Raw genomic sequence first — 14,441 nt, 5'->3', positions numbered from 1 at the left:
GAAAGAAGGGTCGAATCGGTCACAAACACCCCATGCCGCCGTGCTGTTGTGCCGGATCAGTCCATCCGCCGTGGCGTACCCAACAATCCGGTCTCGGCGTCCGTCGGCCGCGTCATCACGTACTGCCGGTCGCGGTCGGCGCACCACAGCGTGACGCCGTCGGCGAGCGTCGGCAGCGAGTCCACGTCGCCCCGGGGCAGCGCCAGGGCGCGGTCTATCTCCGCGGCCTCGTCGGGCGAGACCCGCTGGACGCCGACCAGCCGCGCCTGCCGCATCAACCGCGGCGCCACCGGGCTGAGGTACGGCAGCAGCGTCAGCACCGCCTGCCAGGGCCCCGACACCACCCGCCCGCGCGGCGGCCGCATGCCGCAGTCCCGCACCACCAGTACCGGACCGCCGGCCGAGGCGCCCTGCGGCGGCACCCGCCCCACGTCGTACACGGTCATGCCGGACTGGCCGCCGCCTATCGCCTGCACGAGCTGCGCCCAGGACCGCGCGCGCCCCGTCTCCACGGCGACGCGCGTCCCCGTGGCGGCCGCGCGCAGCGCGAGGACCTGCGCCGTCCACAGCCCGCCGATCAGCACGACGTCGTACGGAGTCGGGCGGTTGAGGCCGAGGACCGCGGGCTGTCCCTCGGCGTCCGCACCGATGACGACGCCGTCGTCCCCGATGGGCAGCGCGAGCGAGTCGAGCTGCTCCGGGGGGAGCAGATGCCGCCCGTGCCGGGGCCCGAGCAGCCCGAACCCGCTGCGCAGCCGCCCACGCAGCCCGCCCGGACCCATGTCCGGACCCATGTCCGGACCGGAACCCGTGTTCGGGAACTGGGGAGCGCCGCCGGGGCTGCCCGCCGGCTGCGCGGTCATGGCCGTCATCGGGCACCTCCGAGCGGCAGCGTCGCGAGTACGCCGGGCAGTTGCTGGCGGTCCAGGCGGGCGAGGCCCGCACCGGCCTGCCGCGCGGCGTCCTCCAGCGAGCGCCGCGCCGCCACCAGTTCGTCGTCGCTGCGCCCGGTCACCCGCAGATGCCCGGTCAGCGACACCTCCTGCCGCTCGCCGCGGCCCAGGGTGAGACTGAAGGTCGTGGCCAGCGCCGGTACGGCGGTCAGGGCCGCGACGAGCTGGGGCAGCGAGGGCCCCCGGCCGCCCAGCGGCGGCCACCGGCGCACCCAGTACGTGGTGTGTCTGCGGTTGTCGCAGCGCCAGCTCCGCCCTGACTCCTCCGTGCGCCGCTCCGGGGCGTCGGTGCGCTGCGCCTCCGCCGTCACCAGCGGGTTGGCGCACGCCGACGTGGCGACGGCCGCCGTGAGCTCCTCCTCGTCCAGCACCGTGGTGCGGAACCCGGCTCCCGTCAGCCGGCTGGCGAGGTGGTCGGCGGCCCGTACGACGCACTTCTGCGCGCCGGTGAGGCCGCCCCCGCGCGCGGCGACGGCCTCGGGGCACAGCTCGGGGTCCAGCTTCAGCGCGATCCAGGTCAGCCGCACGGCGGGGGCGCCGGTCTGGGCCTGAAGCGGCGCGTAGTTGCTCACCGCGACGGACTGCTGCGGCAGGTGCAGCGCGGGCGCGGGCTGGGTGTGCAGCACGACCTGGGCCGACTCGAGTCTGATGCCGTCCACCTCGAGGGCGTCCCGCACCAGGCCCAGCGGCAGCGGCTGCCGGCCGCGCTCCGCGCGCAGCGCCGTCGCGTCGGCCTCCACCTGGAGGACGGCGGTGACGAACGAGCCGTCGCCGATCATCCCGACGGAGCGCCGGTCACGCCCCCCGTACGCGTACGTCCGCAGGCTCGGGTCGCACTCCACCGCCGGGGCGAGTCCGGGCTCCGTGCCCGGCGGTATCGGGGTGGCGGCGGCGCGGCGCCGGCGGGCGCGCAACGCCCGCGCCGTGGCCAGCCACTCGGGCAGCGAACGGCCCCGGCGGCGGACGAACGCGAGCAGGACGAGGACGACCGCGACGACGGCGGCGGGGATCAGGGCCAGCGGTCCGACGACCCAGCCGACGAGCAGGAGGGCGGCCGCGATCTCGACCAGAACGACCCGTTGCAACCGGAACGACCCGAACTGCCCGGGGCGCGCCCTGAGATGCAGCGCGCCCGGCTCCCGGCCCTGCGCGGACGATCCGGACGGCCGGCGCGGCTGCGGCGGCGCGGGGGTCGTGGACCCGTCGGCCCGCGCCCGGCCGCGCGCCCGGACACGCGTGACGGAAGCCATCACTCCATCCCCCCGTTCTGCTCACAACTCGCTGGTGCGTCCACGGAATTCCACGGAATTCGACGTAATGCCACAGGATTCCGCCGGCGGACGGGCCCGCGAAGATCCAGGTACCCTACCCGCTCCGCGAACGGGTCCCGCCACCAGGCATAGTAGGGGCCCGGTCCGACAACGGAGGGCGGGGGACAGTGGTTCCCCGGTCCCGTCCGGGCGGGACACGGCGAGACACGGGGAGAAGCACGGACACATGGCATCTCGGCGGGACCAGCTCAATGCCTACACCTTCGCGAAGCGCCGCATGCTCGCGTCCTTCGTCCAGTCGTCCCGCGACGGCTCCGAGGAGGGTGCGCCGCGTCCGCTGCGCGCGGTGCTGCCGGGCACCGTCGTCGGCGTGGTCGTCCTGGCCGTCTTCGGCGCCTGGGGCCTGTTCAAGCCGACCGCCCCGGACGGCTGGGACGAGCCCGGCAAGAAGGTCATCGTCGCCAGCGACTCCACCACCCGCTACGTCGTCCTGAAGACCAAGGGCAAGGTCCAGCTCCACCCGGTGCTCAACATGGCGTCCGCCAAGCTCCTGCTCGACACCGGGGAGGGCGAGGTCGTCACCGTCGACGAGTCGATCCTCGACAACGGCAGGATCCCGCGCGGCGTCACCATCGGCATCCCGTACGCGCCCGACCGGCTGCCGTCGGCCAAGGAAGCCGGCGCCGCGAAGCGCTGGGCCGTCTGCGAACGCCCCAGCGCGGGCGGCCGGTCCATCCAGAAAGCCGCGTTCGTCCTCGCCGCCCGCGACATGAAGCGGACCGAGGGGAACGAGAAGCTCGGCGGCGGCGAGCTGATGTACGTCGAGGGTCCCGACAAGACCCGCTACATCGTGGACGCGCACGGCACCTCGTACGAGGTGGACGGCTCCGACGAGCTGCTGCTGCGCACCCTCGTCGGCTCCGGACGCGAACCCCAGCGGGTGTCCGGGCCGTGGCTGGAGACCCTTCATCAGGGTGACCCCGTCGCCTTCCCGAAGGTCGAGGGGAACGTCGGCAGCGCGGCCGGGATCGAGGGCGACCTGCCCGCCGCGGCGAACAAGGTGGGCATGGTGCTCAAGGCCCCCAACGGCGACAGCGAGCAGTACTACCTCGTCGAACCGGGCGAGGTCGTCCCCGTCTCCGATTTCACCGCCAAACTGCTGCTCAACAGCCGCGACCTGGTCGGGCTCGGCCAGGCGGGCCGGGCGCTCGACGTCAGCGCGGGCGCGTTCGTGCCCACCACCACCGCCTTCGCCGCCGACCGCGACTGGCCGGCCGCCGCGCCGAAGGCCGTCAACGAGGCGGACACCGCGGAGGGCAGCCGCAACACCGTCTGCAACGTCCTGCGCGACGTCGGCGCCAAGGGCGCCACCACCCTGAGCACCTGGGCGGGCACCGACTTCCCCGCGACCCTGCCCACCGGCTCCGACAGCGCGTACGTCACCCCCGGCTCCGGCCAGCTCTACCGCCAGTTCAAGGGCGAGGAGACCGACGCGGGCGGTGTCTTCCTGGTCACCGACACCGGCCTGCGGTACGCCATGCAGTCCAACGACGACAGCGCCACGGACGACGCCGGCATCGGCATCACGGACAAGCAGCGCAAGGAACTCCAGCAGCAGGCCAAGCTCGCCCAGACCCGCCTGGGCTACGCCGACGTGGACCCGGCCCCCGTTCCGGCCGCCTGGTCCCAGGCCCTCTCCACGGGACCCCGCCTCTCGACGACGGCGGCCCGCCAGCCGCAGAGCTCCTGAAAAGGGCTCCCGAGACGGTTCCCGAGAGGGCTCCTGAGACGAAAGACGCCGCGACCATGCCGCATGCACAGCCCGTACTGACCAAGGTGACCCGCCGCGCGACGGCCATGACGGCCGCGACCGTGATGACGGCAACGGCCCTGACCCTGTCCCCCCTCGTCCTGGCGCCGCCCGCGGCCGCGGACTCCACCACCGACCAGTGCGAGTTCCCGAACGAGAAGTACTCGGGCCGCCCCTGGGCCCTGCAACGCGTCCTGCTGGACGAACTGTGGAGCCAGTCCAAGGGCAAGGGCGTACGGGTCGCGGTGATCGACACCGGCGTGGACGTGAAGAACCCGCAGCTCACGCACGCCGTGGACGCGGCGCACGGCGCCAACTTCCTGCCCGCGAAGGACGACAAGGGCGAGAAGATCGACCGCGGCAGCTCCAAGGGCACCACGGACAAGGTCGGTCACGGCACCCGCGTCGCCGGCATCATCGCGGCCCGCCCCGCCGACGGTACGGGCTTCGTGGGCCTGGCCCCCGCGGCGACGATCATCCCGATCACGCAGAACGACGCGGACAGCCACGGCACGGCCGAGACCCTGGCCGACGCCATCGACTACGCCGTCGAGCAGGGCGCCGACGTCATCAACATCTCCCAGGACACCTCGAACGCCGTCAAACCGGCCCCCGCCCTGAAGCAGGCGGTGGACGCGGCCCTCGCCAAGGACATCGTGGTGGTGGCCTCCGCGGGCAACGACGGCCTCGGCGGCAACGTCAAGGAGACCTACCCGGCCTCCTTCGACGGCGTCCTCGCCGTCGCCGCCTCCGACCGCAACAACGAACGCGCCTCCTTCTCCCAGTCCGGCGAGTTCGTCGGCGTGGCCGCCCCCGGCGTCGACATGATCTCCACCGTGCCCGGCGGCGGCCACTGCTCCGACAACGGCACCAGCTTCTCCGCCCCGTACGTCGCCGCGGTCGCCGCGCTCATCAAGGCCAAGCACCACGACTGGACCCGGCGCCAGATCGTCGCCCAGATCGAACAGACCGCGGAGCGCTCCGTCGCGGGCCACGACCGGCTCGTCGGCTGGGGCGTCGTGGACCCGGTCCGCGCCCTGACCGACGACGACCACCCGATCGAGTCACCCGCCCCGCACGAGGGCCTCACCAAGGCCGAGGCGCCCACCCCCGCGAAGCTCCAGCTCGGCGAGACGGCGGACGAACGCAACGCCCGCCTCGGCACGTACGTGGCGGTCGGCGCGGCGGTCCTGGTGGCCGGCCTCGCAGGCACGGCGGTAGCGCTCCGCGACGCCCGCGCCCGCGCGCGCCGCGCCCTTGCCCGCCGCCCTACTCCTTCTCCTTGAGACACCCCAACGTCCTGACCGTCGCAGGCATATAGGCCCGCATGAACCTCTCAATAGCGACAGTACGCCGAGCGGAAACCTCACCACGGGTCACCTTGAGCGCAAGCGTGAAGTGATCGGCTCCGGCTTTGTCTTTGCAATGAGTGGTGGCGATGGCGCCGTCGTCACCGACGACGGCGCTATCGGACAGGCGGATAGGGCGAGGGTTCTGGAGGCCGGTCACTGGATCGTCAGGTGAGGCGGCTGACATGGGGTCCATGGTGCCCGAATGCGATGCGAAGTTCACGTGCACGGCATCATTCCCATTTACGAAGACAACGCACCAGGAAGATTCTCCCGCCGTGCGGAAGCCAACGCTGGTCCACTCGCTTACTGTGCCGATGGGCTGCAACAAGGGCTCAGTGAGCTGACGGCTGATGGGCGTTTCGCAAATGGAGTGTGGGATGGCGTAGTCATGCAGTTTTCCGCTGCAGGATGTCACCAGCAACGATGCGAGCGCTGCAACAGTGCACGTGCGCAGGAGATCTCGTCGGATGAGGCTCATCTGCTCACTCTCCTGAAACTCCCTTGGCGCGATTGATGCCAGAGTCAGTGGCTACGTCGAGGGTGTGCCGAACGTCGAACGATGTGGTGTTACTAGGGCTATGCAATTTCCACCACTCCTGCGACAGCGCCATCAACTGATGATTCCGATTCTCGTAGCTGGCGACCTTCTCATCGCTCGTCTTCTCCTCCAATCGCCTCTGTTCATCGGCGAGCCACTGTTCAGTGACGTAGTCGACCCCCGCCTGTACCTCGCTACCGGCTACCGGGAGGTGGCCGATGGCCAGGTCGACGGCCCACTTGCCGTCGAACTCGGCGGTTCCCGGCTGTCCAATGGTCTGTACGCGGGCTTCCTCCAGGAAGCCCACCGTGCGCCCCGCGCGGATAAGCGACTCATGCGCATGTCGGGCGTCCGACTCGTGAATGTTGGTGACCATGGCATGGTTGATGCCGCTGTTCAGGGTGCCGTAGGCCTGCGCGTCCCGGGACACCTGCTTGATGACTTCGAAGAGTTCGGGTTGTTTCAGCGGTGCGTGCGCCATGTCGATGTCGCTCGCAGAGGTGTGCACGGCCTCGCCATGATTGGCGAGGATGTTGGCCATGGGCTCCCGCAGCGAGGCGGGGAATTCGTCACCGCGGTCCGCGAGATGCCGGAGCGAGGACCGCAGCACCGCATTGTTGTCGTCGGTATGCCGCACGAACGCGGCGTCCTTGTCCGCCGGATCGATACCCGTCGTCGCCGCCTGGAGCGCGGCGCCGAAACCGGCCCGGTCGTCGCCGTCCAGGGCATTGCTGTAGAACGTGCCCTTCGGGCCCTCCGTGCCGTGGAGGGCCACCTCCCAATCGCGTTCTTCCGTCAGGTACTTCATCCGGTCCTCGGACTTGAGATACGACGCCGCGGTGTCCGGATCGTGGCTCATCACGCCGAGCAGCCCGTCCAGCGGATCGTTCGCGAACCAGCCACCGTGCTTCCCGGCGTAATCACCCTTCAGATCCCAGATATCGGGGTCGCTCTTCTCCGCGCGCATGATGTCGTCCCCCACGTCCTCGAGAAACCGCGGCGCGTACCCGTCACCGTGCTGCATGAGCGTGACGAGCGACTGGTAACCGCGGGCCTTGTCGAGATGGATGCCGTTGAAATCCGTCGCGTACGTCGCCACGCCCGCCTTTCGCATATCGGCGCGCCAGTCCTCGTACCAGCCGGACCGGGTGTCCCTCGTGGCGGTGGCGAGCGTGTGCGCGAGACCGGACTCGATCGTCGAGAACGTGCCCGCGCCCGCACCCGCGCCGCCCTGCACATGCACGAGGTCGTTCAGGCGATTGGTCATTCTGATCGTGCCCTCGGCACCGAGACCGTCGAGGAACGTCCTGGCGAAGACCTTGTCCCCGGAGTTGTCGCGGAACGAGCGCCGCAGTTCCGCGAGGTCCCGGGCGGACAGGTCCTCCCCGTTGTTCAGCCTGCGGGCGATGTCGTCCGCGCGCATGGCCTCGTACCGCTCGACGTCCCCGACGGCCCGGGCGTTGAAGCCGTCGCTGGTGCCGTCGAGGGTGTCGGAGTCGGTGACCACGGCCTTGAGGGCGATCTCGACGCCCAGGTCGGCGTCGCCGACAGCGTGGACCGCACGGTCGAGGCGTTCCTGCCACGAGGCGGTGGACGCGCAGACCTTCCGCTCCGGATCCCCGGCATCCCGATCGCCGTCACCACCGCCGTCGCGGTCGCCGGCCGAGGAGCCAGGCACGTACGAGACGAGGCCGCGCTCGGAGACCCGCAGGCCGGCCTCGATGGCCTCCTGCCGCACGGTCCGTACCGCACCCCGCAGCGCGACGAACTGTGTGTGCGCGTCCCGCAGCAGCGAGGCGACCGCCCTGGCCTCGGTCTGGGCCGCCTGGAACTCCTTGAGCGTGACCTTGAACCGGGCGTCGGCCGCGTGCGCGCTCAGCCCCTGCCACGACTGCCCGAGGGAGATGCCCTGCACGTCCCGCTTGTACTGCGCTTCACGCTTCTCGAACTCACCGGCCATGCCGTCCCACCGGTCGGCGGCGCTGGTCAGGGTCGAGAGATCGGTGGTCATGATCTCGTGGTAGGTCGGCATGGTCCCCGGAACGGTCGTCTCGGCAAGTACGTACGCACAGCAGAAGAGAAGGGAACGGAGGCGGGCGAGCGGTGCCGGTCGCCCAGAGATGGGTGCCCGGCGTCTAGAGATGATCGAGTCCCGACGGCTGCCGCAGCTGCGCGCCCACGTCGATGTCCGTCACCTGGAAGAGCCCGGCGGTGCCCCGGAGGGCTTCCTTCTCGGAGCCGAGCCGGTTCAGCAGCGTCCTGACCTGGCCGTGCCAGGTCTTGTGCGCCCGCTTGAGCGCCCCTGACGTCACCCATCCGTGCCCGTCCCTGGCGCCGAACTCCTTGACCGCGGACTCCGTCTCCTCCTCCGCCCAGGCCCCCGCCCGCCGCGTATCGGGCTCCAGATGCTCCTCGATGGCCCGCGCCGCGGCCTTCTTCCGGGCCGGACTGGACACCAGATCCGGCTGACCGCCTCCCGGACCGCTCCGCTGTGCGGGGAGCTGGTTCAAGCGCATGCCGCCCCTGTGCGCTGCCGCGCGTTCCCGTGCCTGCTCCCACTCGTCCCACGTCACGCCCTGCTCCCTCCCCGCACCCCGATAGGCACTCGGAGTGGCCGAATGCTGGCGCACAGTAGCGGACTTTCCGTGGCGTACTCGCGCAACTTGGTCGCCGCGCGGGGGCCGGTGGTGCGCGACCGCAACGCTCCGGACGTTCGCAGCGGCCCGTCTCGCGCGGGGCGCGTCAACCCGAGCCACCGGCGGAACCATCCGGTGGTGTGAAGGGCGCGTGAAGCTCCCGGTGATGGTGCCGATGCTGTTGCACATGTGAGTTGGGACTGTCATAGGAACCGACTAGGGTGGTCACATTGCAGACAGGAACGTTCGGGGGGACTCGGAGCCACCTGGAGCGCAACGGGGGAAAACGGGGAGGTTGAGTCGGTGCTTCCTGCGGACATGGTGGGTGGTGTCTCGACATCGAGGGAGGCGAACCTCGAGGTCAGCGGAGACCTGCTCAAGGAATTCCAGAAGCGTGTCGACGGCGTACTGAACGATTTCGAGGGATCACCGGGCAACCCGACGAAGGTGGCCGCCCAGACGATCGCCAGGACCTCGCTGAGCAGCGGAAGCAGCTGCTTCGCCGAAGCCGACGGTCTCTACGCGCAGTATCACCGCGTCCACGAACACCTCACTTCGCTGTCGAAGACGCTGGGCCTCCAGATAGAGGCCATCCAGATCGCCGTACAGGGCGCCAGGTTCGGCTTCGACAGCCTGGAAGAGGACGTGCGGCGCCGGTTCTGGGAGATCCAGACCAGGCTGAAGCAGATCAACTCCGCCGACGGACAGGGCGGACGCACCAACGATGCCAAGGACGGGGGCGACTTCTAGGCATGGGCGGCGAACACCCGAACGAGGGCCGGTACGCGGCGGACATGGAGCGCGTGGCCGGCCAGGTCGGCGTCACCGACGCGGCCACCAGGATGTCGAACCTCCTCGACGGCACCTTCCTCGGTGGCGCCGGGATCCGCGCGAGTCGTACGGACTTCGAGAACCACGGCCTGAACGAGATGAAGGACCTGGTCGCGCACACCAGGCCGGAGGACCTGGAGAGCGCGGGCAAGGTCCTGCTGGACGCCCGCGACGCCATCAAAGAGGCCGCCGACATGCTCAAGGGGCACATCGGCCGGGTGCACTGGGTGGGTGAGTCGGGCGACGCCTTCCGTGACTGGGGCGATCGGCTCGTCAAGCACGCGGGGCTGCTGGCGGACTTCGCGGACACGGCGGGCATCCAGATAGTGGCGGCCGCGACGGGCCTCGACTCCGTGATCAAGTCCATGCCTCCTCGGGACGGCCGCGCCGACCCCGTGACGGTCGAGGACATCCCCGAAGACAAGTGGGTCGACAGCAACGACGAGTACACGGGCGCGGTGCGCGCGGAGAAGCACCGGCAAGAGGCCATCAACCAGATGAACCGGCTGGCCTCCTTCTACGCGGTTTCGGAGGAAGTGCTGGCGGCCCAGGAACCGCCGAAGTTCCAGACGATGCCGAATGTGGGGGTGCCGAAGCCGGCTCCGGGGTGGGTCGCTCCTGGGTCCGGCGAGGGGGACCGTGGGCAGGTTGCGACTTTCGCGTCCACGAGCGGCGGTCACGAGACGACACGGCACGTCCTGTACTCCGACGTGGGGTCGACAGGTGACCACGGCGACGTCACAGGTCCGCACGAGACACGTCATGTCGACCCCCTTCCCGACCGGCATGTCAGCACGGAGATCGACAGCGTCGACACTTTGCAGCCCCCGACGGCGAACCCTCCGACGGGCAACCCGCCGATCACTCAGCACACTTCCGGCCCTGGACAGGGGCCTCTGCTTCCGCCGAGCAATGGTGTGCCGAATCTGCCGTTCACTCGTACGGGTGGGCGTGTCACCGGCATTCCCGCAGGCGGGACCAAGATGCCTACGGGACCGCAGGGCCGTCCCTTGGCCAACGGCAGCGAGGTGGCCAAGGGCACCTCTCGCACGCCGATGGGCCGGGGCATGATGCCGGGGCAGGCGGCAGGCAGGGGGAACAGTCCGAAGGGGCAGACACCCGTGCAGCGGGGTATCACGGGCGGAACCCCTCGCCCCGGCAACCGGCCCGGGACACGTCCGGGAGCCGGCAACCCGGCGAATCCCGGCCGCGGAGCCAGTGTCATCGGCGGCAAGCCGGTCGCGGGAAAGCCGGCTTCTCCGAAGGGGAAGCTTCCGCGTGGCACGGTCGTCGGTGCGGAAGGTACGGAGCGGCCCAATACGCCTCCCGGTGGGAGGAACAGCCAGCGCGGAGTCATCGGAGTTCCCGAGCCCGAGACGGGGCCGGGCGGCAACGGACGCGCGGGGCGCCGGTCCCTCGCCAATGCCGATGGCGTGGTGGGCGCTCTCAAGGGGCGCACCAACCGGACCGGCTCCCGTACGAATGAGCAGCGGCGCGACGTGCCGCCGGTTGCCGAGTAAGCACGAGCGAGGGCGAACAGAAGCATGAAGTCAGGGACGAGCCGCCGTGGTGGGCGGACCGTGTCATCGGCAGGGCGCGGAAGCAGGCGGCTGTCCGTCGTGGGTTCCATGGTCGGCGCCGTGGCCGTCGTGTCCGCCGTGCTGGCTCCCGGGGCAGTGGCGGACGACGTCCAGTCCAAGCAGTGGTACTTGGACGCCATGCACGCCGAGGAGATGTGGAAGGTCAGCACGGGCGAAGGCGTGAAGGTGGCGGTCCTGGACTCCGGGGTGAATCCCGAGACCTCCTCGCTGAAGGGCCAGGTACTGGCCGATGAGGTGCCGAAGTCCGTCGCCTATCACGCGACGAAGGACTACGGCGGCCACGGCACGACGATGGCTGAGCTGATTGCGGGAACAGGCGCGGGTGGCGGTCTGAAGGGGCTCGCTCCCGGCGCCAAGATCGTCCCGTATCGGGTGGTCCTTTCCCAGTTGAAGGACAAGGCGGAGAAGGCGAAGACGCCTGAGGCGGCGGAAGCGATCAGAGCAGCGGCGGACACTGACGCGAAGATCATCAGCATGTCTTTCGCGGGTCCTGTCCATGACGACGAAGAAGAAGCCGCGATCAAGTACGCCGTATCGAGGGGCAAGCTCCTGATCGCCGGTACCGGTAACGATGGAGAAAGCGACGTGGATTACGTCGGTTATCCGGCTGCTTACCCCAACGTGGTCGGCGTCGCCGCAGTCGACGAAGACGGCAAGGTCGCCGACTTCTCCTCCCACGGCAACTACGTCGATCTCGGAGCCCCCGGCGAGGATCTCCCGATGTGGTGTGACAACACCTTCCGTGCCTACTGCGACAACGGTGGCGGCACCAGCTCCGCCACCGCCCTCACCTCCGCCTCCGCCGCTCTCGTCTGGTCCGCGCATCCCGGCTGGACGGCCAATCAGGTGCTCCGTGTCCTGATCGACACGGCGAGCCGGAAGTGGGCGAAGGACGACCCCAGTACGTATCTGGGCTACGGGCTGATCCGGCCGCGGGTGGTGCTCGCGGACAGTGGGATCGACGCCGGTGCGGCCGGTACCGACCCGCTGGCGAAGGAGAACGAGGCGGGCGCGACCGGTGCCTCGCCCTCCGCGTCCGCGTCCAAGGGGGCGCAGTCGTCCGATGAGGGGAGCGGCGAGACCGCGGCGGCCGGTGCCGACTCGGGCTCGTCCGGGGGCACGCTCTGGACGATCCTCGGTGCCGCCGCGGTGGCGATGATCGGCGGGGCCACGTTCGCCGTGATCCGGGCCCGGCGCAGGGGCTGACCCTGCCTCCACAGGATTCCGGCCCGTCTCCGGGCCGGGTTCAGCGTCTCGCCGTGCGGTGAGACGCGCCTCGGCAAGTCCGAACGTTTATCGAAGTCAATGCGGCAAGTGAGCAGGCGAGGAAGGAAGACCCAGTCATGGCAGACGGACAGCGGCTATCAGATTCCCAGGTAGCGAAGCTCGAGCAGGACATCGCGATCAAGTTCGAGTCGATCAAGGGCCAGGTCCACAAGCTCCAGGGGACCATCGACAGCCTCGAGACCGGTCAGTGGAAGGGCATCGGTGCCGGTGCCTTCAACACCAAGCAGTACGAGATCAACACGTCCCTGGTCCGGATGGGCAACATCCTGGCCAAGTTTGTCGAGGCCATGAGCGCCACGCGCAAGATCAAGGACGGCACGGAGGACGACATCCGCCAGGCCGTGCAGAACATCAACGTGTACGACGGTGCGCCCAAGTCCAGCCTCACCGGCTTCTGAGAATTCCGAGTCCGTGACTCGTCCGGCCGTCCCGGCCGGGGGTCCGTCAACGTGCAACAAGGGGAAGTGGAGTAGGCATGGCCGGCAGTAATTACGATGAACTCGTCGTCAAGTACGGGGCGCTGAGCGGCGCCGCCACCGAGATCGGCAACCAGGCGTCGCAGCTCGAAAGCGACCTGGACGACATCAAGAAGATGGTCGCCAGCGTCGCCTCGGGCTGGGAGGGCGAGGCCCACGAGACGTACAAGCAGCAGCAGGCCGCGTGGGACAAGGAAGCCCGTGACATTCACCAGGCCCTGGTGTCCATCGCCAAGGTCGTGCACGCCGCCGGTGGTGACTACAAGGGCGGCGACCACAAGGCCGCCAGCTACTACATGTAGCTTCTGCGTACAGCTCCATGCGTAGTGGCGGGAAGCCGCGCGTGCGGCGTGGCGAGCAGGTCGACGGGGTGGGCACGCACGGGAGGTGCCCACCCCGCGGACCGTTCGTGAGGGGAAAGCGGCCACGGACCGGTGGAGGCGACCGTGGCGGCGTGGAACCGAGGGGGATGTGGGACATGAGCGCGCCGGGCGCGGACGCGAGCGCGGGTGCAAGCCAGAACAACATGGGCACGGGCACGGGCACGGGCTCGGGCGTGGGCGTGGACTCTGGCACGGGCTCGGGCACGCGGGAAGGTTCCCCGCGATGGATCGGCCCCTACGCGGTGATCACCGCCCTGGACCGCAGCTCCGCCCGCATCCCGGTGCCCGAGCGCCGTTACATCGCCCGCTCCGCCGACGGCGACCGCACCGTTCTGCTCGGCGCACCGCTGCCGGGCGCCGACGCCGGCCGCTTCCTGGCGGAGGCGGACGTCTCCCGCTATCTGCTCGGACCGGCCTCCTGGCCGGTGACCGAACTCGCCGCCCCGGGCGACTCCCCCTGGCACGCCCGCCCTTACGTACCCGCGCTGCCCCTGCCCACAGCCCTCACCGTGTACGGCGGACCACTGCCCGAGCGGACGGTACGGGCGCTCGGCGCGGCCCTCGCAGAGACCCTGCTCGCGGTGCACGGGCAGAGCCTGGCGTACGCGGGCCTGTCGCCGTCCGCCGTGCTGCTCACGGCGGACGGGCCGCGCCTGACCGGTTTCGGCGCGGTGCGGATCGCGGGTCCGGACGGCGCGTCGCGCTCCGGGCTGCCCGGCCTGGAGTCCGGCAGCCTGCCGCCGGAACAGGCCGCGGGCGGCCACCCGCGGCCCCTGGGGGACGTGTACGCGCTCGGCGCCACCCTCGCCTACGCGGCCACCGGCCATACCACCCCGGAACGTGAAGAACTGCCGGCCGCGCTGCGTACCGTCATCGGACGGTGCCTCACCCGCGACCCGGCGGCGCGCCCCGAACCGGCGGAACTGCTGGCGGAGCTCGCACCCCAGCCATCCCAGCCATCCCAGCCATCCCAGCCATCCCAGCCATCCCAGCCACCCCAGTCACCCCAGTCACTCCAGCCGTCCGAGCAGCCCCACCCCTCCGCGCCCTACTCGCCCTACTCACCCCACCCGCCCTACTCGCCCACCGTGCTCGACTCCGCACCGCCCACACCCCCCGCATCCTTCCTGCCCCCAGGCTGGCTCCCCGGACGTGTGATCGCCGCCCTCGCCCACCAGTCCGCGTCCGTGCTCGCCGCCGAGCTGCGGCTCCCGCCCGTCCCACCGGTAGCCGCCCCGGCCGTCCCGCCGATGGCCGCCGTCCCGCCGATACCCGCCGCCCCACGCCAGGACTGACGACCCCC

Annotated in this window: 13 protein-coding genes; 8 read left to right on the top strand and 5 right to left on the bottom strand. The window is 70.4% G+C overall.

Going from position 1 to position 14,441, the window contains the following annotated elements; translation table 11 throughout:
* Positions 1-56: 56 nt before the first annotated feature.
* A complete protein-coding gene (locus ACFV6E_RS26820; protein ID WP_385166317.1) occupies positions 57-872 on the bottom strand; it encodes a hypothetical protein in 816 nt (271 codons plus the stop codon).
* Positions 869-2,203 (bottom strand): type VII secretion protein EccE, encoded by a 1,335-nt coding sequence (gene eccE / locus ACFV6E_RS26815; RefSeq protein WP_385465116.1) that lies wholly within the window; start codon positions 2,201-2,203, stop codon positions 869-871. Before eccE ends, ACFV6E_RS26820 begins: the two co-directional genes overlap by 4 nt.
* A 247-nt stretch (positions 2,204-2,450) precedes the next feature.
* Here eccE and eccB point away from each other — a divergent pair, with 247 nt between their 5' ends.
* Positions 2,451-3,974 carry a type VII secretion protein EccB gene (eccB, locus tag ACFV6E_RS26810; protein ID WP_385465113.1) on the top strand — a complete coding sequence of 508 codons (1,524 nt, stop codon included), beginning with the start codon at positions 2,451-2,453 and terminating at the stop codon, positions 3,972-3,974.
* A gap of 107 nt (positions 3,975-4,081) precedes the next feature.
* Complete coding sequence (gene mycP, locus ACFV6E_RS26805) at positions 4,082-5,320, top strand: type VII secretion-associated serine protease mycosin (RefSeq protein WP_385166334.1); 1,239 nt, start codon at positions 4,082-4,084, stop codon at positions 5,318-5,320.
* On the opposite strand, the gene ACFV6E_RS26800 is transcribed toward mycP, so the two are convergent.
* From ACFV6E_RS26800 to ACFV6E_RS26790, 3 genes are all read right to left on the bottom strand, one after another.
* A complete protein-coding gene (locus ACFV6E_RS26800) occupies positions 5,304-5,864 on the bottom strand; it encodes a hypothetical protein (RefSeq protein WP_385465110.1) in 561 nt (186 codons plus the stop codon). The two genes, mycP and ACFV6E_RS26800, sit on opposite strands and share 17 nt — an antisense overlap.
* Before the next feature lie 4 nt (positions 5,865-5,868).
* The gene (locus tag ACFV6E_RS26795) at positions 5,869-7,935 is read right to left on the bottom strand and encodes a hypothetical protein (protein ID WP_385166311.1); all 2,067 of its coding nucleotides are present in this window, start codon (positions 7,933-7,935) and stop codon (positions 5,869-5,871) included.
* Positions 7,936-8,059: 124 nt separating this feature from the next.
* Positions 8,060-8,497, bottom strand: coding sequence for a hypothetical protein (locus ACFV6E_RS26790; protein WP_385166310.1), 438 nt, complete (start codon positions 8,495-8,497; stop codon positions 8,060-8,062).
* 366 nt (positions 8,498-8,863) lie between these two features.
* Between ACFV6E_RS26790 and ACFV6E_RS26785 the strand changes: the two genes are divergently transcribed.
* The 6 genes from ACFV6E_RS26785 to ACFV6E_RS26760 all read left to right on the top strand — a co-directional run bounded on the left by ACFV6E_RS26785 (position 8,864) and on the right by ACFV6E_RS26760 (position 14,433).
* Positions 8,864-9,310, top strand: coding sequence for a hypothetical protein (locus ACFV6E_RS26785; RefSeq protein ID WP_385166309.1), 447 nt, complete (start codon positions 8,864-8,866; stop codon positions 9,308-9,310).
* Positions 9,311-9,312: 2 nt separating this feature from the next.
* A complete protein-coding gene (locus ACFV6E_RS26780; protein ID WP_385465107.1) occupies positions 9,313-10,911 on the top strand; it encodes a hypothetical protein in 1,599 nt (532 codons plus the stop codon).
* Positions 10,912-11,001: 90 nt separating this feature from the next.
* The gene (locus ACFV6E_RS26775; RefSeq protein ID WP_385465150.1) at positions 11,002-12,198 is read left to right on the top strand and encodes a S8 family serine peptidase; all 1,197 of its coding nucleotides are present in this window, start codon (positions 11,002-11,004) and stop codon (positions 12,196-12,198) included.
* Between the two features lie 137 nt (positions 12,199-12,335).
* Positions 12,336-12,677: a WXG100 family type VII secretion target gene (locus tag ACFV6E_RS26770; protein ID WP_385166305.1), complete on the top strand. Its 342-nt coding sequence runs from the start codon at positions 12,336-12,338 to the stop codon at positions 12,675-12,677.
* Positions 12,678-12,754: 77 nt separating this feature from the next.
* On the top strand, positions 12,755-13,057 hold the full coding sequence (locus ACFV6E_RS26765) for a WXG100 family type VII secretion target (protein ID WP_385166304.1): 303 nt from the start codon (positions 12,755-12,757) through the stop codon (positions 13,055-13,057).
* A 224-nt stretch (positions 13,058-13,281) separates the two neighbouring features.
* On the top strand, positions 13,282-14,433 hold the full coding sequence (locus ACFV6E_RS26760) for a serine/threonine protein kinase (protein WP_385465147.1): 1,152 nt from the start codon (positions 13,282-13,284) through the stop codon (positions 14,431-14,433).
* Positions 14,434-14,441 lie beyond the last annotated feature (8 nt).

Origin of the sequence: Streptomyces sp. NPDC059785 (assembly GCF_042732375.1) — a bacterium.
GTDB lineage: Bacteria > Actinomycetota > Actinomycetes > Streptomycetales > Streptomycetaceae > Streptomyces.
This window is presented reverse-complemented; position numbering and strand designations above follow the sequence as displayed.